At 58.0% G+C, this 24,184-nt stretch carries 20 protein-coding genes and 1 pseudogene; 13 read left to right on the top strand and 8 right to left on the bottom strand.

What is annotated here, in order from left to right:
- Positions 1 to 671: 671 nt before the first annotated feature.
- Together Q1A32_RS01160 and Q1A32_RS01155 are read left to right on the top strand one after the other, a co-directional pair.
- Complete coding sequence (locus Q1A32_RS01160) at positions 672 to 1,700, top strand: AraC family transcriptional regulator (protein ID WP_299648367.1); 1,029 nt, start codon at positions 672 to 674, stop codon at positions 1,698 to 1,700.
- A 175-nt stretch (positions 1,701 to 1,875) separates the two neighbouring features.
- Positions 1,876 to 3,081: an acyl-CoA dehydrogenase family protein gene (locus Q1A32_RS01155; RefSeq protein ID WP_299648364.1), complete on the top strand. Its 1,206-nt coding sequence runs from the start codon at positions 1,876 to 1,878 to the stop codon at positions 3,079 to 3,081.
- A gap of 225 nt (positions 3,082 to 3,306) precedes the next feature.
- Here Q1A32_RS01155 and Q1A32_RS01150 read toward each other — a convergent pair whose 3' ends face one another.
- Positions 3,307 to 4,077 carry an HpcH/HpaI aldolase/citrate lyase family protein gene (locus Q1A32_RS01150; RefSeq protein ID WP_299648361.1) on the bottom strand — a complete coding sequence of 257 codons (771 nt, stop codon included), beginning with the start codon at positions 4,075 to 4,077 and terminating at the stop codon, positions 3,307 to 3,309.
- A 129-nt stretch (positions 4,078 to 4,206) separates the two neighbouring features.
- Here Q1A32_RS01150 and Q1A32_RS01145 point away from each other — a divergent pair, with 129 nt between their 5' ends.
- The 8 genes from Q1A32_RS01145 to Q1A32_RS01110 all read left to right on the top strand — a co-directional run bounded on the left by Q1A32_RS01145 (position 4,207) and on the right by Q1A32_RS01110 (position 11,629).
- Positions 4,207 to 5,535 (top strand): sugar ABC transporter substrate-binding protein, encoded by a 1,329-nt coding sequence (locus Q1A32_RS01145; RefSeq protein WP_299648358.1) that lies wholly within the window; start codon positions 4,207 to 4,209, stop codon positions 5,533 to 5,535.
- Positions 5,536 to 5,625: 90 nt separating this feature from the next.
- Positions 5,626 to 6,504: a carbohydrate ABC transporter permease gene (locus Q1A32_RS01140; protein WP_299648355.1), complete on the top strand. Its 879-nt coding sequence runs from the start codon at positions 5,626 to 5,628 to the stop codon at positions 6,502 to 6,504.
- Positions 6,501 to 7,328, top strand: coding sequence for a carbohydrate ABC transporter permease (locus tag Q1A32_RS01135; protein ID WP_299610339.1), 828 nt, complete (start codon positions 6,501 to 6,503; stop codon positions 7,326 to 7,328). Before Q1A32_RS01140 ends, Q1A32_RS01135 begins: the two co-directional genes overlap by 4 nt.
- Before the next feature lies 1 nt (position 7,329).
- On the top strand, positions 7,330 to 8,388 hold the full coding sequence (locus Q1A32_RS01130) for an ABC transporter ATP-binding protein (protein ID WP_299648352.1): 1,059 nt from the start codon (positions 7,330 to 7,332) through the stop codon (positions 8,386 to 8,388).
- A 3-nt stretch (positions 8,389 to 8,391) separates the two neighbouring features.
- Complete coding sequence (locus tag Q1A32_RS01125) at positions 8,392 to 8,700, top strand: hypothetical protein (RefSeq protein WP_299648349.1); 309 nt, start codon at positions 8,392 to 8,394, stop codon at positions 8,698 to 8,700.
- A gap of 18 nt (positions 8,701 to 8,718) precedes the next feature.
- Positions 8,719 to 9,756, top strand: a complete 1,038-nt coding sequence (locus Q1A32_RS01120) for a LacI family DNA-binding transcriptional regulator (RefSeq protein ID WP_299610346.1) — start codon at positions 8,719 to 8,721, stop codon at positions 9,754 to 9,756.
- A gap of 10 nt (positions 9,757 to 9,766) precedes the next feature.
- Positions 9,767 to 10,897: a cupin domain-containing protein gene (locus Q1A32_RS01115; protein ID WP_299648346.1), complete on the top strand. Its 1,131-nt coding sequence runs from the start codon at positions 9,767 to 9,769 to the stop codon at positions 10,895 to 10,897.
- 12 nt (positions 10,898 to 10,909) lie between these two features.
- Complete coding sequence (locus Q1A32_RS01110) at positions 10,910 to 11,629, top strand: alpha/beta fold hydrolase (protein WP_299648343.1); 720 nt, start codon at positions 10,910 to 10,912, stop codon at positions 11,627 to 11,629.
- Positions 11,630 to 11,814: 185 nt separating this feature from the next.
- Here the strand turns inward: Q1A32_RS01110 and Q1A32_RS23955 are convergent.
- Positions 11,815 to 11,967 (bottom strand): annotated as a pseudogene (locus Q1A32_RS23955) (TetR family transcriptional regulator); the annotation flags it as partial.
- Between the two features lie 370 nt (positions 11,968 to 12,337).
- Here Q1A32_RS23955 and Q1A32_RS01105 point away from each other — a divergent pair.
- Positions 12,338 to 12,961, top strand: coding sequence for a LysE family translocator (locus Q1A32_RS01105; RefSeq protein ID WP_299648340.1), 624 nt, complete (start codon positions 12,338 to 12,340; stop codon positions 12,959 to 12,961).
- Between the two features lie 843 nt (positions 12,962 to 13,804).
- Here the strand turns inward: Q1A32_RS01105 and Q1A32_RS01100 are convergent.
- The 6 genes from Q1A32_RS01100 to Q1A32_RS01075 all read right to left on the bottom strand — a co-directional run bounded on the left by Q1A32_RS01100 (position 13,805) and on the right by Q1A32_RS01075 (position 20,025).
- Positions 13,805 to 15,073: an aminotransferase class V-fold PLP-dependent enzyme gene (locus Q1A32_RS01100; RefSeq protein ID WP_299648337.1), complete on the bottom strand. Its 1,269-nt coding sequence runs from the start codon at positions 15,071 to 15,073 to the stop codon at positions 13,805 to 13,807.
- Between the two features lie 181 nt (positions 15,074 to 15,254).
- Positions 15,255 to 15,458: a hypothetical protein gene (locus Q1A32_RS01095; RefSeq protein WP_299648334.1), complete on the bottom strand. Its 204-nt coding sequence runs from the start codon at positions 15,456 to 15,458 to the stop codon at positions 15,255 to 15,257.
- A gap of 639 nt (positions 15,459 to 16,097) precedes the next feature.
- Positions 16,098 to 16,751: an ABC-type transport auxiliary lipoprotein family protein gene (locus tag Q1A32_RS01090; RefSeq protein WP_299648331.1), complete on the bottom strand. Its 654-nt coding sequence runs from the start codon at positions 16,749 to 16,751 to the stop codon at positions 16,098 to 16,100.
- Positions 16,752 to 16,753: 2 nt separating this feature from the next.
- The gene (locus Q1A32_RS01085; RefSeq protein ID WP_299648328.1) at positions 16,754 to 18,103 is read right to left on the bottom strand and encodes an MlaD family protein; all 1,350 of its coding nucleotides are present in this window, start codon (positions 18,101 to 18,103) and stop codon (positions 16,754 to 16,756) included.
- A 15-nt stretch (positions 18,104 to 18,118) separates the two neighbouring features.
- Entirely contained in the window at positions 18,119 to 18,904 is a 786-nt protein-coding gene (locus Q1A32_RS01080; protein ID WP_299648325.1) for an ABC transporter ATP-binding protein, read from the bottom strand.
- Complete coding sequence (locus Q1A32_RS01075; protein WP_299648322.1) at positions 18,901 to 20,025, bottom strand: MlaE family lipid ABC transporter permease subunit; 1,125 nt, start codon at positions 20,023 to 20,025, stop codon at positions 18,901 to 18,903. Before Q1A32_RS01075 ends, Q1A32_RS01080 begins: the two co-directional genes overlap by 4 nt.
- Before the next feature lie 862 nt (positions 20,026 to 20,887).
- Between Q1A32_RS01075 and urtA the strand changes: the two genes are divergently transcribed.
- Both urtA and urtB read left to right on the top strand, forming a co-directional pair.
- Entirely contained in the window at positions 20,888 to 22,168 is a 1,281-nt protein-coding gene (gene urtA, locus Q1A32_RS01070; RefSeq protein WP_299648319.1) for an urea ABC transporter substrate-binding protein, read from the top strand.
- A gap of 72 nt (positions 22,169 to 22,240) precedes the next feature.
- Entirely contained in the window at positions 22,241 to 24,184 is a 1,944-nt protein-coding gene (urtB, locus tag Q1A32_RS01065) for an urea ABC transporter permease subunit UrtB (RefSeq protein WP_299648316.1), read from the top strand.

Below are 24,184 nucleotides of genomic sequence, written 5' to 3'. Positions count from 1 at the left end.
ATGCTGGCGCATCTTGATGCATTTTGAAGCGTGGAAAATACGCCTTTATTGGATTGAAAATCCTCGTGTCGGTGGTTCGATTCCGCCCCCGGGCACCACTTCACAACTCAAGGCCATGTGATCGCAGGTACTTTCTGAGCTTGTGCGGAATGCCTTGGATTTCATTCGGGTAAAAAGCTTGGTAATTCACCGCCGACGCCTATCGAGGGTGCGCTTAGCGGTGCTGGCCCGTGCGATAGAGTCGGGGAGCGAGCTTATGCGAAGTGCGACGCGGTGATCCCCAAGTTCATTCAAGTGATCGAGAGTCTCAAAGAGTTTACGTGGACGTAACGCTTCGATGGCGCGTTTCGCTTGGGAAAGAATTAAAGGAGATCGGCGGGATGAGCAGTTCGCCTCACCGATCAAAACCCTCCGGACCGCCAAACTGCAGGCGCACCCGGGCTATTTTTTGTGTAACGACACCCAAACGGGCCCAATGGCAATTGTTCGGGTGAATACTGAGCTCTTTCTGAACAGAACGACAGAAGCAGAGTTTTGCAGCTGCGTAGAACGTCCAAGCCGACGAGGCGCGTCACAGCATCAAAAACCGTAGATGAGCAGTTGGACGGTGGCCTGAGTTTTCGGGCGCAGTCTTCTCCATTGCAACAATCAGTGATACCGCTTCGCAAAGGATGACCCGCGAAGCGCCAACACTTTTTTCAACTGTTTCCAGTGCGTTCATTGCGGATTGGCTGGTGGCATTGCGATCCCTGTGCGCGCAGGATCACTACCTGTCGCTTCTCGACCGCTCCGGTCTGCTAACCGATCAGTCTGCGCCGCAGGGTCGCGTTACGCTTGATCAGATTGTTTGCCTCTACCGACTGGCCGCCGTGGAAACCGCGGACGAAATGATGGGCCTGTGGTCGCGTCCGATCCGGCCGCGCGCGTTGCAGCATCTTCTGACCTCGGTGCGGGAGGCGACATCATTGACGTCGGCGCTCTACCGATTTTCGACATTCTGGAATTTGCTACTTGATGACTACCAGTTTGAACTGTCTGAGGCAGCGAACGGCATGGCGCTGAGGTTGGTTCCGCAGGGGGATATCGCGGCGCAGCGGTTTGGCCAGATGCTGATCCTTAAACTGGCACATGGTTTGCTGTCGTGGCTTGCACGCCATGAGGTGCCGGTGAAGGGTGTCGATTTTGCCTTCGACCGTCCCGTGTTCGAGGAGGACTACGCGCTGATTTTCCCCGCACCTATCGTCTTTGGTGCCCCCGCGACAACGATCCATTTCGACGCGAAGGTATTGGGGCCTGTGCAAGTGCGCAGTTCTGCTGATCTGGACCGATTTCTTGAAAACGCACCCAGAGACTGGATTTTTACCCGGTCCCAGCACCACACCCAGTCGCTTCGCGTGCGTGCCTATCTCAGCGAGGCAGGTTGGGAGGATGCCCACCTCACCGGGGCGGCACGTGCGTTGCACATGACGCCCCGCACCCTGATCCGAAGGCTGGAGGCGGATGGAACGTCCTTTCAAGCCATCAAGGATGCACTGCGCCGCGATATCGCGATCCGTCGCCTGCAGGTGGGGGAGACCAGTATCGAGGCGATTGCGCAGGACGTCGGGTTCGCGTCGGCTGCGAGTTTCCACAAGGCCTTTCAAAGGTGGACGGGAACAACCCCCAGCTCTTATAGGCGCAGGCAGGCCGCAGACAGCTAAGTATGTCACTTTCGGACAATCGACTGTCACTGCGTGAGATGGCGCGCATATCCGGTCAACTGCCATGCTAAGGAAATAAGTATTCAACGACCAATTTGCTTCCACCGTTTCTATGTCGCCCCCACTATGCAAGTGGCGACATGGGACAGTGTGCGCCATCGAAAGGACTGCCTCAATGTCGGAAAGACTGGATACAATTCTGGCCGCGGCCCGTGACCACGCCACCGATGTGGTTGCCCCCAATGTTGACACCTGGAACGCGGCAAAGGCATGGCCCCGCAATGCGTCGGACAAAGCGGGTGCGGCTGGGCTGACTGGCCTCTATGCTCCCGAGGAATTCGGTGGCCAAGGCTTGCCTTTGTCCGACGGCATTCAAGTCTATGAGCAGCTTGGGCTTGGGGACGGGGCTTATGCCTTCGCGCTGTCGATGCACAACATCTGTACCTATGCGGGGTGCGGATACGGAACCGATGCGTTCAAGGATGCTTGGGCGCGCAATCTTACCTCTGGCCGCAAATTGGCGAATTTTGCGTTGACCGAACCGCAATCCGGCTCTGACCCGATGAAGATGTACACACGTGCCACGATAAACGGCGATGGCACCTGGACAATCAGTGGTGCGAAAGCCTGGGTCAGCCTGGCGGGTGAGGCCGATATCTATTTTACCGTGGTGAAAACCAGGGACGCACCGGGCCACAAGGACATGGCGATGATCGCCATCCCAGCTGATGCCGCCGGGATCAGTTTTGGCCCGATGTATGACACGCCATCGTACAACTTCCTCCCCATGTCCGAGATGTACCTCGACAACGTGGTGGTGAGCGAGGACAACATCATCCTGCCTGTCGGTCAGGGCTTTCAAGGCTCTCTCATGGCGATTGATATTGCCCGTGTGTCCATTGCGTCGGGGTGCTGCGGATTGATGCAGGCGGCGCTTGATACCGCGTTGTCCTATTCGAAGAACCGCAAGATGTTCGGGGGCAAGAACCTCGATCTGGACGGCATACAATGGATGTTGGGGGGCGTCGCGACTGACCTGGAGGCTTCCCGGTTGCTCTATCGCAAGGCTGCCGCAGCGCTTGGCACACCGGAAGGTCCGCTGATGGCTGCGCACGCTAAACGATTTGTCCCCGATGCCGCCGTGAAGGCGGCGAACACCTGTACGCAGGTTTTGGGAGGTATGGGGCTTTTGCAACCATACGGTCTGGACCGATTGTCTCGCCTCGCTCAGATGCTGCGGATCGTGGACGGCACCACAGAGATCAGCAGGGTGGTCATCGGGCGAGCGCTGCAAAAGCGTGCGGCAGGTCTGCCTGATCTGCCGGTTCCCAAAGGGTTCGGTGAGATGGAAGAAGACACCGACCCCATCGCAGCGGAATAACGTGAGCCACGCTATGCAGTCGCGCCTCTTGTCATTGGCATAAGGGTCTTCATCTTAGCAAACGCCATTTGGCAGGAATGCCGAACAAGGGCTTCAATGCGAGAGCAAATGGCGGCTGTGAGAAGTCCGTTGTGGTGCTATCAGACACACCCAACGACAGCTCTGGGCCGCCCATGCGGTACAAATGTCGGAGTGTTTGAAACCTGCAAGGGCGAGCCAGGTGCTTTATGTCGACGAACGCTCTGTCGAGGTGGCAACCGCATCTGACATAGCGTTCATCAGTAGGTTGAAATCATTTCCGGGCGTCACAAGGTCGAAGCCCTCGGACAGTCGTTTTTTGGCCAGCGCCGCGTCTCCGCAAAAGATGCCGGTTGCGACGTCGGCGGCTTTGGCGCGACTTAGAATGTGTGCAATTGCGTCCGTGGTTGCGCCAGTGTCCAGTTCCGCGCCGGGGCGTTCGCCAAGATCAAGTGCCAGATCGTTTGGTCCGACATAGATCATATCCACGCCCGGGACCGCCAGGATCGCATCTATGTTCTCAAGGGCTTCAGCCGTTTCGATCATCGGGACGGCGAGGATTTCTTCGTTTGCCGCATCGAAGTAGTCCGGACCACCATAAAGCTTACCGCGTGCCGGACCGAAAGATCTGTTCCCGACTGGCGGATAGCGACAGGCGGCTACGAAGTGCGCGGCCTGATCGGGAGTGGAGATCATCGGGCAGATCACGCCGTAGGCGCCTGCATCCAAGAGGTGCATGATCGCTTCGGCGTCATTTGAGGGCGCACGCACCAAAGGAACGGCGGGTGTCGCGGAGATGGCTTGCAGCATCGTCACAGCCGTCTCGAAGCCGATCATACCGTGTTGCAGATCGACCGTGACGCTATCGAACCCCTGATGGCCGGCGCCCTCCGCCAGATAGCTGGACGGGATGGAAAGCCATGCATTGGTGATGGCTTCACCATTGGCGAGCAGGCGTTTCAGTCTGTTTTCTCTCATGTCGCAGCCTTCCGCGTTCGTGGGGCGCTCTCAAGCCCGGCGGGTCAATGAATGCGCATTCATAACTGTTGAATGCGCATTCATGACGTGTATAGTTGAGTGAATACTTAGTCGCAATGGGAGGAACACATGCGCAAACGGACATTTTTGGCCTCTGTAGCCGTAGCTGCAGTAACCGCATTGATGCCAGTCGCTACATTCGCTGACGGACACCTCGAGAAGTACAACCTTCTGCCGGGAAAACCTTTTGACGGTGCCAAGCTGAACATTCTGAGCGTTGTGACTCCGCAATTCGACGGGCTGATGCTGCGAGACGACGAATTCACCGAGCTGACCGGTATTGAAACGGAATGGACGTTCATTCCTTTTGGCTCCCTACAGGAAAAGATCAACGCTGAGGGCGTGGCAGCGAACGGCACGTTTGATGTGGTCAACTATCTCGACAGCTGGGGGCCGCCGAACGCCCATTGGCTCAAACGCATTGACGAGTTGATGGCGCGCGACGGGATCAGCATGGACCGCTATCCGGCGGCTTTCGCCCGTTCTGCGCAGTTCGAAGGTGAAACGCTTGGCTTCCCGCTTCGTGCGCACCCACAGCTGATGTTCTATCGCAAGGATCTGATCCCTGAACCGCCGACATCCTGGGAAGACGTGGTGCGCATCGGCAAAGAGCTGAAGGAATCCAACCCCGACATCTCGCCACTGGCACTCTATTACAACAATGACGGCAACCGTCAGAACCTGTTCATCTGGATCAACTTCCTATGGGCTGCTGGTGCGGACATCTTCAACGAGGATGGCAGCGCTGCGTGGGCGTCCGAAGCGGGGATTCAGGCAACCAAGGACTACATCGGGTTGCACACCGAGCATGCTGTGACCAACCCCAACAGTGTAGCCTTCAATGAACAGGACGCACGGCAATCCTTCATGCAGGGCAACTCTGCTATGATGCCCGTGTGGTGGTGGGCATATTCAGGCTTCTACAACCCCGACAGCTCCACCCTGACAAAGGATCAGGTCGGCTTCACCGGGATGCCGTCGTACAATGGAACGACAAAAACCTACGCCATTTCCATGCCCTTCTCGATCTCGGAATACTCCGAAAATCAGGACGCGGCTTGGGAATTCCTGAAATGGTTGTCGAACCCGGAAATGGACAAGGCCAACGCAACCGAGCGCGAAGTGGGCGGCAAGAAGATCGTCAACAACGTGGTCACGCATATCTCGTCCCTGCAGGACCCGGACGTGAATGCGGCCAATGACGGTATCCAAGCCGCCGCGTGGGACAGCCTCAAGCAGTCTGACATCATGCCTCAGATCGCGGAATGGCCAGAGATCGGCGACATCCTGTCAGCGGCCATTGCCGAAGCGGCATCCGGTGGCGACGTGGCAGAGCTGATGACCGCCGCGGCGGAGCGTGCCGACAAGGTCCTGAAGCGCGCAGGCGTTCTGCAGTAAGCCAGCATAGACATGGGGCGCGCGAAGTGTTGCGCCCCATACTCTCCCGAACCGTCACCGCTTCGGGCAACAGGGATTGGGAGCGTCCCCATGCGCGACAACACACTCAAATACCTTCTTGTTCTGCCCGCCGTGATTGTCGTGTTTGCAACCGCGATCTGGCCATTGATCGAGGCGGCACGCCTGTCCTTCACCGTCGGGCGGCTCAACCGTCCGGGCTCGCTTGAGCGATATCTCGGCTGGGAAAACTACGTCTGGGCCATCCTGGAAGAACCCGCATTTTGGAACTCAGTCTGGGTCACGACAATCTACACGCTGCTGACAGTTGGCCTGACCACGGTTTTCGCCTTGGGATTGGCGATGCTGCTGGCCCCTGGCGGGCGACTGAGAAGTGCTGCACAGACGCTTCTGATCCTGCCTTTTGCTATGAGCCCTGCTCTGATCGGGGTTTCGTTTCGTTTCATGTTCAATCCGGAGTTTGGCCTGTTTGACGCATTCTTTGGCGTGATGATCCCGCCGCTGGCAGATGTCAGCTGGCTGGCTGATCCAAAGCTTGCCTTTGCGGTTGTGGTGATGGCCGATGTCTGGGGCTGGATCCCTTTCCTGACCCTCGTTCTGATCGGCGGGCTGGCCAGCGTGCCACGCGACACCGTTGAGGCCGCGCAGGTCGATGGAGCAAGTGGCTGGCGCGTCTTCAAGGATGTGACGCTGCCACAACTCGCGCCGGTTCTGGCGGTTGTCGTTATTCTGAAATCCATCTTCAGCCTCAAGACGTTCGATCAGGTGTTTATGCTGACCAACGGGGGGCCAGGCACCGCGACGCAGACGCTCAGCCACTACATTTATTTCAACGGCATGAAATACGGACAGATCGGATATTCCGCGTCCGTCGCATGGCTGATGGTGATCCCGATGATCTTCCTCACTTACGCCTACGCAAAATTCGTATTCCGGAAGGCAGACCAATGACAGGACGGCAGAAAAAGCAGATCTTCGGGGCCATTCAGACCGCTCTGATCCTGATTGCCATGTTCGTGATGCTGGTCCCGATTGTCTGGATCTTCCTCGCAGCATTCAAAAGCCATGTGGATGTCTACCAGCTGAAACTGTTCTTCACGCCCACGCTGGAAAATTTCGCCGTGGTGTTCGACGATCCGTATAGGCTGGGTGAGAAGCTTCTGAACTCCACGATTGTGGCCTTTGTCACGATTGTCTTTGCCATCCCGATTGCCACTCTGGCGGCCTATTCATTCAGTCGGTTCACCATGAAGGGCGAGACGATGATGCTGGTCACGATTCTCGCCACGCAATTCGTGCCTGCCGTGGTGATCATCCTGCCGTTCTTCGTCATGTTCCGCGATGTGGGACTGCTGGACACGCGCCTTGGCTTGATCCTTGTGAACCTTGCCATCGTGATGCCGTTCGCCATCTGGATGATCAAAGGGTTCATTGACGGCATCCCCATGGATACCGAGGAAGCGGCGATGGTCGATGGCTCGTCCCGCTTGCAGGTGATCCGCAACATCGTTTTGCCTATGGCCGCACCGGGCCTTCTGACCAGCGCGATATTCTGTTTCATCATTGCATGGAACGAGTTCCTCTTTGCGCTGATCCTGACCAACAAGAACGCAGTGACGCTGCCGATTGGACTGGCCCTGTTCAAGGGGGAGGAGGGCGACCTTTGGAACCTGCTCTCAGCCGCGGGGATCATCATCATGGCGCCTATGTTCGTCCTCGCCCTGATGATCCGCAAATACTTCGTACAAGGCATGACAATGGGAGCGGTGCGCTAAGATGGCTGAAATCAAACTCAGTAACCTGACCAAGCGTTGGGGCGATTTCGTCGGCGTCGATAACCAGTCTTTGCATATTAATGACAGGGAGTTTCTGGTGCTTTTGGGGCCATCCGGTTGCGGCAAGACCACCACGATGCGCATGATTGCAGGCTTGGAAGACCCGACCAGCGGTGAGATCTGGATCGGTGACCGGATGGTCAACGATGATCTGCCCAAGGACCGCGACGTGGCCATGGTGTTCCAGAACTACGGCCTTTACCCCCATATGACGATTTTTGACAACATCGCCTATCCGCTGCGCGTACGCGGCACACCCAAGGCAGATATCAAGCCGCGCGTAGAGAAAGCGGCCGAGCAGGTTGAACTGACCGAATTCCTGCATCGCAAGCCCAAGGCATTGTCAGGCGGGCAACGCCAACGCGTGGCATTGGCGCGCGCCATTGTCCGCACGCCCAAAGTCTTCCTGATGGACGAGCCGTTGTCGAACCTCGACGCGAAGCTGCGTGTAACCATGCGGGCCGAGTTGAAGCACTTGTCGCGCGCGTTGCAGATCACCACCGTTTACGTGACCCACGACCAGATCGAGGCGATGACTTTGGCGGATCGTGTGGCCGTTATGAAGAACGGCATCATCCAGCAGCTTGGCACGCCGGATGAGATTTACAACGACCCTGCGAACCTGTTTGTGGCGGGCTTTATCGGCTCACCTGCCATGAACCTGATCAACGGCTCCATTTCGGGCGGGATGTTCGTGACAACCGGTGGCACGCGACTGGTGCCGGTGAAAGCACTCGATCGCGCAAAGGCAGTTTTGGGCGTGCGTGCGGATGACATGGACGTTCATGAGGAAGGGCAGGGCGATATCGACGTCAAGATCTACGCCTTCGAGAACACGGGCGAAAGCACGCTGCTAACGGTTCAGTGGGGCGCGCAGCGTGTCATCGCGCGCGGAGATCGCCATTTGCGCAAAGATCAGGATGACGTTGTCGGGATCAGTCTTAATCAGGACCACCTCTATCTCTTCGATCCCGAGACCGAAAACAGGATCAGGATGTAGGCTATGGCGATTGAATATCTCAAATGCAGGAAACCCTTAGCTGATCACGCCAAAAACGATGCCAAGGTGCCCGAGGCCACCATCAATGACTTTGAAGCCTGGCGCTATGCAGCCATGCGCGAGTTGGTCAAAAAGTCCGACGGCTACGACCACGACAACTTTCGGCCGAGCAAGGCGGAAGTCATAGAGACCCTCGCTATGGCCAGCACCTCTAACTCAGAAGATGTCCGCTTCGCGCTTGCACATGCTCAAAGGTTTTTGAGTGTCATGCGGGGCAATTCAATATCCGCGTTCGGCATTACGGCGACATAGAAAGTGAAAGCACGACGCATGGGTTCGGCAAGGATTACGGCATATGATGTGGCCAAAGCGGCGGGTGTCAGCCAGCCGACGGTCAGCCGCGTCTTTTCCCGGTCGGCCTCCGTCGATCCCGCCAAGGCGGAACGTGTACGCGCCGTAGCCCGCGAGTTGGGATACATCCCCAATCTGGTCGCACGGTCGCTCAATTCCGGAAACTCGTTCCGGATCGGCATTGTGCTGGCATATCTCAAGAACGGCTTCTTCGGAGAAGCGCTGCAGGATCTCTCCAAGGCCCTCAACAAGCAGGGCTATTCCGTAACGGTCTATTTTGCGGGCAACAGTTCTGACGAGGTCGATGCCATCGTTGATGATCTTCTGGCTGATCAGGTGGACGGCATTGTTCTGGCGTCGATCAGCTTGTCCAACGCTCTTGTTTCAAGGGTTCGCAAATCGGGCATTCCTTGCGTGCTCTTCAACCGTGGCCAGTCCGACCCGGGGACCTCCATGGTCACGGCGTCGAATTTCGAGGGCGGCAAACAGGCAACCGAATTTCTTATCAAAGCCGGACACAAGCGCATCGCTCATTTGGCGGGGTGGCGCAAAGCCCTGAATGGTGTCGACCGCCGCGATGGCTTTTTGGCAGCTATGGAAAGTGCAGGGCTGAACCCGTTGGCCTGCGTGGATTGCCACTTCCGAAGAAATGTCGCGATGGAAGAAACGCGCAAGCTTTTCGCGCAAAACGAGGTGCCGGATGCCCTGTTTGTTGCGAACGATCACATGGCATTTGGCGTGTTGGAAGTCTTGCGCGAAGAACTGGGCCTGCGCGTGCCCGAGGATGTCTCGGTGATCGGCTATGACGACGCGCCGATGGCAAGCTGGAAAACCTTTGATCTGACAACCGTGCGTCAGCCATTGCGGCAGATGATCGACGCCACAGCGAACACACTGCTAAATGAGATAACCAACCCCTCATGTGCGCCCGAAAAGATCGAGATACCGGGTGAATTGATCGTGCGGGGCTCGGCCCGCATTCCAACCGGGACAGCCAGACCGAAAGCTCAAACGTAGGACCGACGAAATGGTACGAATTTCCCAAGCCGACGCAGAAGCACGGCACGTCAAGCGCAGCGATTATCAATCCTGCACCGTGGCCTTCATCGATTGCAAAAAGCCGGGATCGCATCTGAAGCAAAACTATTCGATCATCGGCCCCGGCGTGACATCCTCGACAGAGCAGGTCATCAACCTTCCCGAAGCACATGGCTTCAACATCGGCGCCGCCGCGATGCCGCCTGGCATCACAAACAATTTGCACATCCATTTCACCGCCGAAGTGTTCATGGTCTATGACGGGGAATATACCTTCCGTTGGGGACCAAATGGGGAAAACGAGTTCGTTGGGCGGCCCGGCGATATCTTGTCGGTGCCAACGTGGATTTACCGTGGATTTGTGAATTCCGGCGACAATGAAGGCTGGATTTTTACGACGCTTGGCGGTGACAACACGGGCGGTGTCATCTTCCACCCCGATATCATCCGTGAGGCCGCCGACTATGGCCTTTATCTGTCCAAGGACAATGTCCTGATCGATACGACCAACGGCGATCCGGTCCCCAGCAAAGACCAGTGTATTGATCCAATGTCTGCGCAGGACGTGGCAAAGTTGCGGGCCTATAGCCCCGAGGAAATGCGCAAGCGCGTCGTCACGGCAGATGATCGCGACTACCGCCCGGGATTTATTGATCTGGAACTGGATGGATGTGGCGCAGAGATTGCACCCGTCATCGGTCATGGAATTTCGCAAAACCGCGACCACACTGCCCGAATTAACAATCCGCACGGATTTTCGATGGAGTGGCTACGGGTGAAGCCCAGGCAGGGGGTTTCTCCCTTTACGCTCGACGAAAAGATGGTGGTCATTCCGCGTCAAAGCGGCGTCCAGATTTCTCTGAATGACAGTGGAGATGTATCGTTGGACCTCGGCGCGTGGGATACGCTCTCCATCCCTGGTGGTACGGTTCGGGCGCTCAAAAACGTCGGTGACGAGGTTGTTGAGCTGTTGGTCATTGTGTCAGGCGATCATCAGAAACGGCCGAAGTTTCGCAGCCATGTGATCGAGGCCGCTCATCGCGAAGGCTTTGTACTCGATGCGCAGGGCTATGTCGCCGAAGCGCATTTGATCCCGAATTACGGGATGGTGGCGGAATAGGGCCAGCGCCTCATGACATCGGAAGCTTCAGATGAATGGGTGCTTCTACCCGGCACGCTGTGCACGCCGGAGGTGTTCGCTCCGCTTCTTGATCATCTGGGCGTGGCAGAGGAAAAGCAACATTTTATCGAGGTTAACGCTCCGCATCTTCAAGACTATGACGGACCTCTGCGTGCAGCTGCGACAGGCGGACAGATTGTTTGCGGGTTCAGCCTCGGTGCAATGATACTGGCCCATAATCTCAATGCTTTGGACCGGGCAAAGGCAGTTATTCTGTTGGCCTGCAATCCGTTCCCGGACCCCAAGGGCAACCGGGCCAATCGCGAAGCCGTCCGCGACCGCATCCTCGCCGGAGAAGCGCGAGATTGGGTGGAGGAGAACTGGGCCTTGATGTCCAACGACCCGAGTGAGACGCTCAGGTCCTTCGTCGCTGATATGGCAAAGAACACTTCGCAATTCATCGCGGCGCAAACCGAACTGGCGGTTTCCCGACCCGGAGCGTCCGAGCAGCTTATGGCGACCAAGCTGCCATTGATTTTCGTAGCAGGTGATCGCGATCAATTAACCCCGCCCGATCCCCTTCGCCCGATTGTTCCAGCGTGCCAGAACGCGACGTTCGACGTGCTCGAGGGCCTTGGACATTTCGCGCTGCTTGAAGCGCCCGATCGCGTGGCTATGGCGATCTCACGCAGGCTCGAAGCCGTAGTGTCGAAATCGAATTCAGAAACCTGACTCCGCCCATGCTCATCCATTCCCGGCCCCCGGCTAACACGGATCGACTGGACCGACAGGCCGCGTGAAAGCCAATCCATCGAGGCGAGCAAGAGCACGGCTTGCTCCCATCGTCGTCTAAATTGGGTCGGGTCTGAAAGGCGCGCTGACCATTGAGAGCACGCGGTATCCCAAAGTGATTGACGGCTTGCCTGAGCGACCTCCGCGATCTCGCGCAAACCAGCCGCATCGTAGCCACGCCGGGCGAACACGGTGCGGGCGGCCTCGATGATCCGCGCCTTTGTTGCAGCGCGATCCTTGACGACACCGGCGATGATACATGCCCTTTTGTTTGGCATTTTCCTGGGGGGGCAGGGCGGATGGCTCACGTCAACGTGGCTGGGAGTTACACTTGTGCTCGTGCTGGGTCTTTCCGGGCTGCATGGCGCATTGGTGGACAAATTGCGCAGCGCCATATCGGAAAGCTCAAGCAATGCGACGTAAAGTGCCGGGGTTTTCCTACCGGCTGGCATGATGCTTTCGGCGTTGATTATCCTGCTTGTCGCCGTGAAACCCTGGTAGGTGATCCGCGTCCAGATAGGCAGGTCCGCTTCTTTAGTCCTTCAGGCACACAGAAAGAAGGTCCGGGCCGTTCCTTATCATCTCGACGGCATCTGCATGATCTGACAGTCTCGGGAAGACAACTTCTCGGAATTGATCGGCTGCCCAATGGACCCAATTCTCTTCATCGCATTTCTTACAACGTCGGTCGTTTTCCTTTTGGCCCCCGGGCCGTCTGTTGCGTTCGCGACGGCACAGGCGCTCCGCCACGGGCGGCGTGCGGCATTCATCGCGGTCGCAGGCGATGCACTTGGCACGATGGTCCACGTCACGGTGGCGGTCGCGGGACTGACGGCGCTGGTGGTCCTGTCAGAACTCGTTTTGCCCTTTTTGCAAATCGTCGGAGGTATCTTCATCCTCTTCATGGCGTGGCATGCGTTTAGAAGCATTGGGACATCGGGCAACGCGCCGCCTGTGCGCTCGGACCGAGCGACGTTCTGGGCCGGGTTTTTCGCCTGTGTGACGAACCCCAAGGCAATCGTCTTTTTCGTCGCCTTGTTTCCGGCATTCATGTCGCCGGAGCACAGCGTGCTGCTACAGGGCATCGTCTATGGAACAATCTTTATCGTGCTCGATGCGTGTTCGATTTTGACTTTTGCGCTGGTGACGACAGCGGCGGTCGGACGCGCAAAGTCCAAATGGTTGAATGCGGATGTCCTTAGCGGGCTTGGGCTCTCAGTTGTTGGGATCGCGATGATCATCAAAGGCTACCGGGCCATTCCGACGAATTAACGACGATGGCCGGGGATGGCCAAGGTCCAGTGCGAGCCTGACTTTCTGGATGCCGTGGGGTCCTCTAAGGAGACGGTTGTGCGCTTGGGCTATCGCGTCGGTGGCGGCCTGCGAATAGATGCAACTATGATGATTTTTCACTCCTTCAGAGGGTCGAGAGTCTCATGCATTCAGGGGTGTCAGGTTCCTTAAAACTGCATCTGCAAGGCCTCGGCGACGGGGTTCGCCGGGCTGTCGTCCGTTTCATCCGGGCGGTGTTCGTGTGTCCAGACCACTCCGATTGGAGCCGGAGCAAACGACACGGCACAAATGCGGCGCGTCGCGACGTGAGGCACCACAGCTCAACCGGCCAATAGGCTTTGCCGCGTCCACCACGCGACCGAGTGAGCTGATCTTCTGGAGATGCCGGATTTCGACAAATGTGCTTGCGTTGCGCACCTTGAGAAGATTGCCTTCAGCTCGGCCCACGTTAAGCGACATCGTTCCTGGGGCCTGTCGATATATGACGATATCATTGTTGTAAGCCTTGTGCAGCGCGTCTCGTAACGGGTGCGAGGCGCTCTTGGACCATTCATCGGTGGGGGACTGCGTGGTATCGGGCAGTTTTGTGGTATCCAATTTGCGCCGGGCAAGGCCAGCGGTGCCCTTTGGAACCCCAAGTTGAAGGTTTGCACCGTCTCGAAAGGCCGGGTTCACGTGCACAGGTTTTAAGTGCGGTCGAACCCGCCAGCCCGCATCAGCTATAGGCCGGCGTAGATCATCACCGCAGGCGGGATTTCCGATGCGATCGCCATCCTGAGAGCCGCGATTGACGGTGTCTGGGAGGAGGCGCACCGCCACCTACTAGCTGGCGGACTGCTCGTCTACGATTTCGCGCATGGCCTGAAGGAAGGCCGAGACTTCGGCAATCGTGTTGTAGTGGCACATCGACACCCGAACCGCCGACGCAAGGCCGAGCGGATTCAAGATGTTGCCGGAATAATGGTCCGCTTTGCGGGTGTGGGTGCGAATGCCACGCGTGCGCAGGGCTGTGACCAGATCAGGCGCATCCATTCCGTCAAGGGTGATGGACACCAGCCCCTCGCGGGCAGGGTTATCCTCGCCCCCGATGATGCCGACGCCGGGTAAATCCGCCAGCCCGGCCAGATTGCCGGTGCCGCGGATCATGGCTTTGGTCAGCGCCTGTTCATGATCGTGGATCGCCGCGCCCGCGGCCTCGATCCGGGCGCGGCGGTCTTGTGCATCGCTCACCTGTCCGCCCAACCAGTCGAAATAGCCCACCACATCCGACATCGTAGCGTAGGCCCCGGTGTCGCGCGTGCCCAATTCCCAATTGCCCTCAGGTCCGCCATCAAGGCTGTCGTGGGGCAGCGCGTTCAACCGCGGCGAGGTCCAAGCCACTCCGTAGCCGTGGCGTGAAAAGACCTTGTAGGGTGAAATCACGTAGCCATCGATGTCGTAGCCTTGAATGTCGATCAGACCGTGGCTGGCATGTTGAATGCCATCGACGATGATATAGGCGTCGGGTGCGACATCTCGGATTGCCTTGGCGATAGCCCCCACATCCACACCCATGCCCGTCACAGGCGATGTGTGCAGGATCGTGGCCACCCGAATGTCCGGGCGCAGATGCGGTATGTAATCCTCGGCTGTGACACAGCCCGTCGCATCGTTGTGTGCCACCTGGATATAGGGTTTTCCAGCGATCTTGGCCCAGCGGGTGCAGGCGCTGCGGGTCGCTGGATGCTCGAGCGTTGAGCCCAGGACCTCCCCGCCTTCGTCCGCCCCCAGAATGGCGTTCATGATCAAGCGGAACAGTAATTCGGTTCCACTTTCGCCGACAAAGATGTCGCCCTCCGGCGCGTTGAAGAACACACGCATGTCGTCCTTGGCTTGATGGATCAGCCGCACCAATTCATGCGCCATTTCATTGTCGCGCCCCTGATTGTCAGGGATCGCCGCAAATTGGTTTGATGTTTCCACAACGCTGTTGAGCGTCAGCGCACCACCCGCATTTTCGAAGAACACGCGCGGACCGGCGACGGGGCAGCTTTCCACATGCGCAAAACGGGCGCGAATGTCGGACATGAGAGAGGGGTTTTCGGTAATCATTCGTGTCTGCCTTTTTTAGACCGTCGCGGGGTTGGGACATGCACATTCGCATCAATGCCTTACGCACAATGGCTTCGGCCATTCTGGCCAATGCTATGTTAGTCGATTCACGGATGCCATCAACTTGAGGGTTGATAATTCCGGGGACGGAGTTGATCAGCCCAATGCTGGTCATTACGCTTCAGGAGGCGCGTTTCCATCGCGGGGGTGTGGATCTGCCGAAGGTCGTCCATGCGCTGCACTGTCGCTCCACAAACGTCGTGCAGCCCCAGTTGAACACCGCCTCCGTCTGCCGTCCCGCATCCTCAACCGACCAGGTCTCAATGACCACGCAGGCCATGGACCCGTCAGCGCTGGCCTGCCGCGCCATGTCGTCGTCTACCACGGCCAGTCCACACTCCAGCAAATGGCCGCCATGGGTGGGATAACCTCTCTTCGACAATCACAACAACGGTCGCTTTTGGCGTCAGCCGCCGCTCCCACACTAACTCTACTGCACCCGAGGGGCGATCACTGTCCCCACACTTCGAGTGATAGCCGAACGCGGTACACGGCCGCCGTTGTCACGATCACGGCGCCATCTTCGGGAAGTGTTTAAAGCCAATCCGCAGCGACACCAAACAGCGGGGCACCAACGAAGGCGCCCGACGCGCCATAAAGGGTTTCAATACCGCGGTTACCGATATCGAGGTTGTCCACCCGGTGTAGCAATTCGCAGTATTTCGTGTGATCGGTTATCCCTTCGCTCTAACAAGGGTTGCGTTGAGCCATGCCAGAACATTAAGCCGCTCGGCAATCATTCGCGCTGCACGATCAAGGGCGGCCTCAAAATCATACGGCCGCGTCTTCGGCAACAAGTGCGCGAACGGTGGGTTTTAAAAGGCTTTGGTAGAGCCGCGTGTTTTAGAGCCTCGGCTATCGAACAGTCGTCGTTGTGTCGCTCAACGCAAGGAGCGTGCATGTCCTAAATTGTAATCGGTGGTCCGACCGCATCTGCCGTCAGGCACTCAGCTTCCATTCCCGGTCAACTCGGACGATCTTGAGAGGCCACGTTTTTGGCGATTGCACGGATACTCCATTCGATGGCGTCGCGCATCGTGTCACCCAGAGCCTCGTCAAATGCGTTGGCCACGTCTGCGGCCGCGTCAGATTTAGACGGAACAATTTCCTCAAAGGACTTGGACGCGATGATGCGGTCTGAAAACGCATCGATGATCTTGATATTCAAACGCACATCGACCTGAAGCGCGGACGGTTCGACTGTCTGCGGCACGAACGCCTGAAACTCTCTGATGTCTGTCACGATCAGGTAGTCAGCGCGTAATCCGATTGCAGAGCTTCCGACAGCCGGAACCTTGCCAGAGTTTTCAAAGCTTTCGATCATGAGCGCCTGCACGATCAATGGGGCTCGATCGACCCAGCGTGCTTCTGGCAAGTACTGCACCTGCAACGGCGTCGGTTGAACGGCAATTTGATTTGTATCCACCAACGCCGTCGCAGTCGGCTGATCCACCACGATCTGGGACTTCAGCCTTGGCAAGGACGTGCTGAACGTACTTTTCGGACTGAGGGTGTAGAGGTCGGTTGGCGTTGCCACCTCGACCAGACTGGAAAGCCCGGCACATCCTGCAAGCAGGAAGGGCATGATCGCACCGGATATCCATTTAGCAATGCGCATGCTCATCGCCGAAAGTCCGAGTTCTGTGTGCCCAGCAAGAACCGTGCAGGGTCCCGTTCAATCCGGGTCACAAGGCGTTCGAGGTTCACGACCAATCCGCGGGCTTCTTCGGTAAAACGTACAAATTCCGGCAAGCCCAGACGCAAGAACTGTGCCACTTGCCGTTCGTTCCCGCTGACAACTGAATCCAGAGTGTCCGTGAAACTGGCGGCCGATTGCGATGCGGACAGGACCTCGTCGGAAATGGCGTCGATGTCGGTCGCGGCATCCTGAACCGCAGTTGTAAAGGCAGTGGCTGCCGCGCGCAAATCCCCTGCGATGTCACCGATGTCATTCTCGATCAAGTCGTTCGCCATCGCAAAAGTCTGGTCCGCTGTGTCCAGAGTTTCAGAGGTGTCCAGCATCGCTTGATCAATGAGCTCAAGGGTTTTCGTTGCATTGTCGAAGGCCTTCGTTGCAGCCTTTAGCGCTACGTCACCATCATCGGCCAGCGTTTGCAACCGCATGGCAACAGCGTCTGAGTTCTTGCCCAGATCTTCGATCACCCGCTCACCGCTTTGAACAGTAGTGCGCAGGTCCGAAGCCAAGGGCGTCAACTGATCCGTGGTAAACGTATCGATCGTCGCCATTGTATCGGTCGCACTTGCAAAGGCGGTGTCGGCCCGTTCAAGGGCACTGGTTGCGGTGGTCAGCGTCGTCTCAGCCACATCGCCGAGCTGTTCCAGCCGGTCAGAGAACGAGGTCACGCCTTGAGCGGCATCACGCAGGTCGGACGACAGCACTTCAAAATCGCCAAGCGCGCTGTCCAGCCGCCCGGACGCATTGGACAGGTTGTCAAGGATGGTCGCGGCCGCTGTGCGGTTCTGTTCGTTGAACACGTCGTCGATGTTCTCAAGCAACGAGATCGCCCGTTCCAGCAACTCGGGCGCTCCTTCGAACACGGATTGCAGCGCCGACCGTTCAGACGGGATCACGGCGTTTTCCGGCAAGGCGGCTGCTTGGGCCGATCCGCCCGAAAGCGCCACATAAGCGACACCGGTCACACCCTGAGCCTGCAATTTCGCAACGGTTTCCGCGCTGACCGGCGTGTCGGCGTCCACCTCGATACGAACGCGCACCTGGGACGGGTCAGCCTGATCAAGGTCAAGTTCGATGACCTGACCGACTGGCACACCGTTGAAACGGACATCGCTGGCCGTGCCCAGCCCGGCAACATCGGCAAACAGAATATCGTAGAATGCGTATTGGCGGTCCGCTTCGACCTTTGCCAGCCACAGTAACAGGGCCAACGCACCGAAAGCGCCCAGCAGGGTGAACACACCAATCAACACGTAGTTGGCCTTGGTTTCCATGTCCGACGGCCGCCCCTACGCTGACTGCTGCGCGGCGCGCGCGCGCGGTCCGGTGAAATACTCCTGCACCCAAGGGTGATCCACGTCTTTCATCGACTCAATAGGACCTTCTACAAGCACGCGTTTTTCGGCAAGTACCGCTATTCTGTCGCAGATCGCGTACAGACTGTCGAGATCGTGGGTCACCATGAACACAGTCAGCCCCAAAGAGCGCTTAAGTTCGCCGATCAGATCGTCATAGGCCGCGGCGCCAATGGGATCGAGACCGGCGGTCGGCTCGTCCAGAAAGACAATCTGGGGATCAAGGGCCAATGCACGCGCGAGGGCCGCGCGCTTGCGCATGCCGCCCGACAATTCGGACGGCAGCTTGCCACAACTGAACGGGGGCAGGCCCACCAGGCTGATCTTCAACTCCCCCAGTGCTTTCATCAGGCTATGGGACAGGTTCAAATGCTCGCGCATCGGCGCCATGACGTTCTGCAGCACGGTGAGCGACGAAAACAGTGCCCCGTCCTGAAAGGCGACACCCCAACGACGTTCGGTCTCAAGCCGTTCGGCACGGGTGCCGTGCAACACATCCGCACCCAGCACGTGGATCGATCCGGCAGCCGGGCGGTTCAGGCCCACGATCGTTCGCAGCAGCACCGACTTGCCTGTACCGGATCCGCCGACGATGCCAAGGACCTCGCCCTTCCACACGTCAAGGTCCAACTGATCATGCACCACCTGCGACCCGAATTGATTGCGCAGGTTCCGGACCTGAATGACAGGCGTCCGCTCCGTGTCGTTGGTCGCGTTCACAGTCCAAGCTCCGCAAAAAATACTGAAAACAGCGCGTCGACCGCGATCACAAGAAAAATGGATTGAACCACCGACGTGGTCGTGTGCCGCCCCACACTGTCCGCCGAACTGCGCACCTGCATGGCCTGCCAACATGCAACCGTTCCGATAATGGCGGCAAAGATCGGTGCCTTGATCATGCCGATGGCAAGGTGCCAGACATCGGTGTTTTCCTGAAGCCGGGTGATGAACTGTCCGGGGCTGACCCCCAATTCAACCCAGCTCATCAACGCGCCGCCAAACAGTCCCGCGATGTTGGCGATGAACCCGAGGATGGGCAGCATGATCACCAGCGCGGTCACGCGCGGCACGACCAGCACTTCCATGGGGTCCAGGCCAAGCGTGCGCATCGCGTCCAGTTCCTCTCGCACTTTCATCGAGCCGATGGAGGCAGTGAACGCCGATCCGGACCGACCGGCCACAATGATGGCTGTCAGGAGGATGCCCAATTCGCGCAGGATGGAAATTGCGATCAGATCAACAACAAAAATTTCGGCGCCGAACTGACGCAACTGGGATGCCCCCTGAAAGGCCAGCACGATGCCAATCAGAAAGCTCATCAGCACCACAATCGGGATGCCGTTGAACCCGACCTCTTCCATTTGGGTCACTAGGGCTGCCGGGCGCCAACGGGCAGGGCGCACCGCTGTTCGCACAAGAACCGTGAGCGTTTCGCCCATAAAGCTCATCAACGACAGGACCGATGCGCCAACGCCAGCGGTCTTTTCGCCCAAGCGCGACAGCCAGGGCAGCAGACCGCGTGCTGGGTCCTCTATACCTTTCTCGGTCGGTCGCGCAGCAGCGACGACGTCAATCAGTTGCAAGTGCGCGGCGGACGCCTTGCTATACTCGACCTCAACACCTTTTGCCTCAAGTCGCGCAACAAGATCGGCGACAAGCCACGCGCCGCCGGTGTCCAACGCTTCGATATCGCTCAGATCGATGCGCAGTGTTTTGGATGTTGTTTGTGCATTTGCAAAATCAGACTCAACCTCTGCCAAACGATCAGTCACCAAGCGTCCGAACAGGCGCAACGTGGTTGCTCCGTCTTCTTCTTCGATATGCAAGCTTGGTTCAGTCATCAACGTCCCAACACCGATGGGGATTTGGTGAACTCATAACACCTTAGACAATGGGGGACAGTATCTGTCTTTGACACGTCGAAGTAGGACCAGATGCCGACACGAGATTTTGTGACGCAATGGAAATGTCGAACATGACGCAAAAACGAATGAGGGTCAGTGGATGATCCGCAGCAAAGAATGAAAACGTCGTGGCCATTAAAAAAGCAGTGTTCGGCACTGTCCCATGTCGCCGTGCACAGGCTGCACCGGCGCAGGTTTGAGCATCTCGAACAGCTTGCTCAACCGGCCGCGTGCCGTTTGTCTGCCTCGTGAGATCCGATTGAGCGGGATGCTGCTGCCTGTTGATCGATCCCTCGCAATCGGTACTTCGCTCAGGCGGCCAAGGCGGGCGGACTGCATCAGGAGGCTCATTCGGTAAAGCAGCAGTGTGACGTCTGCTTAAAGAGCCATACGCCCAACGACCTGAAGAGCCGATTGAGGGCCTTGTGGCACGAACGCCGTACTCTCTCGTATAGTTAGCCAAATCGCCAAGACAAAGCGAAGTTCCGCGGCGCTTGGCAGGCGATGTACAGAAAATGTCTGAAAAGCAGGCAGGTGCCAGTTTTTCGCCGATTAATTGTGCGAATGCCGACGCGATCCGGCACCTCTGCCAAATTTCTGGTTCTGAAAACTCGCCACGGTGAGAAATTTGGGGCCTCGAAGATTTCGAGCGCCGCGCGAAGGTCCATCCTGGCAGATCGATCCCTTCGCGCGACTACAACATCACTGTTGCGGGTCCTGCCTAGTTGGTTGGGGGATCGTTGAAAAGGGGCACTTCCGCCCGCTTGACGCCTGCAACGACAACGGGGACTGAAGACCAATGACCTTGAAAACCTCTGCCTTTGCATTGACTGCCTTGCTGGGCACAACAGCCATTGCCGCAGCTGAGTGCGCCGATCCGATCAAAGTGGGGGTTCTGCACTCCCTGTCGGGCACGATGGCCATTTCCGAGACAACGCTCAAAGACACGATGGAGTTGCTGATCGAAAATCAGAACGCCGCTGGTGGTTTGCTAGGCTGCGAGATTGAGGCCGTTGTGGTCGATCCGGCCTCCGACTGGCCGCTCTTTGCCGAAAAGGCGCGCGAATTGCTGACCGTCAGCGAAGTTGACGTAATCTTTGGCAGCTGGACATCCGTCAGCCGCAAATCCGCACTGCCGGTGCTCGAAGAATTGAACGGCCTGATGTTCTACCCCGTCCAGTACGAGGGCGAGGAAAGCTCCAAGAACGTGTTCTACACGGGTGCCGCTCCGAACCAGCAGGCCATCCCGGCCACGGACTACTTCCTTGAGGAACTGGGCGTCGAGAAATTCGCGCTGCTGGGCACCGACTACGTCTACCCCCGCACCACAAACAACATCCTCGCCAGCTACCTGCAGTCTAACGGCATTGCCGAAGAAGACATCTTTGTGAATTACACCCCCTTTGGTCATTCTGACTGGGCCACCATCGTGGCGGACGTCGTGGCGCTGGGCGCGGATGGCAAGCAGGTTGGCGTGATCTCGACCATCAACGGCGACGCGAACATTGGCTTCTACAAGGAACTGGCCGCGGCAGGCATCTCTGCTGACGACATTCCTGTCGTCGCCTTCTCGGTTGGGGAAGAGGAACTGTCTGGCCTCGACACTTCCGATCTGGTTGGCCACCTCGCGGCGTGGAACTACTTCCAGTCGGCAGAATCTGACGCCAATGACGAATGGGTCGCAGCTTGGAAGGCCAAGATGGGCGGCGATCGTGTGACCAACGACCCGATGGAAGCCCACTATATCGGCTTCAACATGTGGGTGAATGCGGTGACCGAAGCGGGCACCACGGATGTGGATACGGTGCGTGAGGCTATGTACGGGCAAGAGTTCCCGAACCTCACAGGCGGTACGGCGGTCATGCTGCCGAACCACCACCTCGCCAAGCCGGTCCTGATCGGTGAGATCACGGCAGACGGTCAGTTCGACATCGTCAGCCAGACCGAAGAAGTGCCAGGCGACGCATGGACAGACTACCTGCCTGAATCCGCTGTCCTGACATCGGATTGGAAGGAGCTGGGCTGCGGTATGTACAACACTGAAACATCGACCTGCGTTCAGCTGACCTCGAACTACTAAGACATCCTTGCGGGGCGCATCCAACGGCGCCCCGCATCGTTACTTCCGCCTGATAGATCGGCCCAATCCCCAATGCCTCGACTGATTTTTCTGGCTCTGACGCTGTGGCTGCTTGCGCCCGTCGCGGTCCAAGCTCAGACATTGCAAGACATCCTGCAAACCCATCAAGACGAAGTGCTGAAACCCGGTCGCCGCTCGGTCGGTGTCGTGCTGGACGATCTGGTCGCCAGCGGGTTGCCCCAGACAGTTCCGTTTCTTGAGGCATGGCGCGACCGCGAAATCGTGCAACGTGACAGCGACGGCCTGTTTTTCCGGGCCACCGAAGACGGCGATGCAATCACACTCAATGATCTTGATACCGGGGAAAACGTCGGCACCGCAGATGACGCAGACCTGACGGACTCGCGCCCAAACGGCGGCGTGCGCCGCGCGATTGGGGATGCGTTGGTACAGTTCCAGCTGTCTGATCCCAACATCCTGAAACGCCGAAGTGCGGTGAACGCCATTGCCCGCAGTATGGAGGCAAGCCAGCTTGGCCCTCTCGAAGCCTCTATCGAGGGCGAGATTGACCCGACACTCCGCGCCACCAAACAGCGGCTTGCGGGGATGTTGGGGGCACGGTTTGCAGACACGCAAGACAAGCGGATCGAAGCGATTGAAGCACTGTCCGGCGACCTGTCGGTTGATGTGCGCGCGGTGCTCAACACGATCCTGACCACAAAAACCGGTGTCGCGCCTGAGCCACCGGCGGACAAAAATATCGCCCAGATATTGACCGTAGGCACTGACCTCACGGCCGAGGACGCCTACGCCCGCCTCGTCGCTGCCGACCTCGCGCCGCCGCTCATTTCCAAGGCCGCCATCCGCAACGCGTTGGTCGCCAATCTTGATGGCGACACTGTTGGTGGTGTTCCGGTCGCGACACTCAACACCGATGCGGCACGCGCAACCGCCTATGATGCGCTTGCAGCAGACGGCCTCTTGCCCCAACGGGTGTCCGAGGCCGAGCAGGCTGCCGCAATCGAGGCGCATAGCTTCTACCTTGCATACACCGAACCCGACACTGCCATCACCGACGCGGCGCGTGCCGCATTGCGCTCCATTGAAACCAATGTCGCTCTCAGCCAGGCCGCCGATCTTGGCCTCGATGCATTGTCTTTGGCTTCCATCTACTTTCTCGCGGCCATCGGCCTTGCCATCACATTTGGCGTGATGGGCGTGATCAACATGGCCCATGGTGAGTTCATCATGATGGGCGCTTACACCGGCTTCGTCGTGCAACAATTCGTGCCCGACTACACCCTATCGATCATCATCGCGCTGCCGCTGGCCTTTGCAGTCACCTTTGGCGCGGGCGTCACGATGGAACGTTTGGTGATCAGGCACCTCTACCACCGCCCGCTTGAGACTTTGCTGGCGACCTTCGGCATCTCCATTGCGCTTCAACAGTTGGCGAAAAACATCTTTGGCACCCAAGCCCGTCCCCTGACCTCGCCCGAGTGGCTGGACGGAGCGCTGGTGTTCAATGACGTGATCGCCATCAGCTATATCCGCATCGCCATCTTCGTGCTGGCGCTTCTGTTCCTTGCGCTCATCCTCTTTGTCCTCAAACGCACCCGCCTTGGGCTTGAGGTGCGCGCGGTCACGCAAAACCCCGGCATGGCGGCCTCCATGGGCATCAATCCCGACCGGATCAATATGCTGACCTTCGGGCTTGGCTCTGGCATCGCAGGCATCGCCGGTGTCGCCATCGGGCTTTATGCCAAGGTCACGTCCGAGATGGGTGCCGACTACATCGTGCAGAGCTTCATGACCGTGGTTGTGGGCGGTGTGGGCAATGTGTGGGGCACGCTGGCAGGTGCGTCACTCATCGGCTTCCTGCAAAAGGGGATCGAGTGGTTGAACCCTTCCAACACGCTGGCGGCGCAGACCTACATGATCCTGTTCATCATCCTCTTCATTCAATTCCGACCCAAGGGCATTGTCGCGCTCAAGGGCCGGGCAGCGGCGGACTGA

Source organism: uncultured Tateyamaria sp. (assembly GCF_947503415.1).
Lineage (GTDB): Bacteria > Pseudomonadota > Alphaproteobacteria > Rhodobacterales > Rhodobacteraceae > Tateyamaria.
Note: the sequence above shows the minus strand (reverse complement) of the source record. Positions and strands in the feature narration are given on the sequence as shown.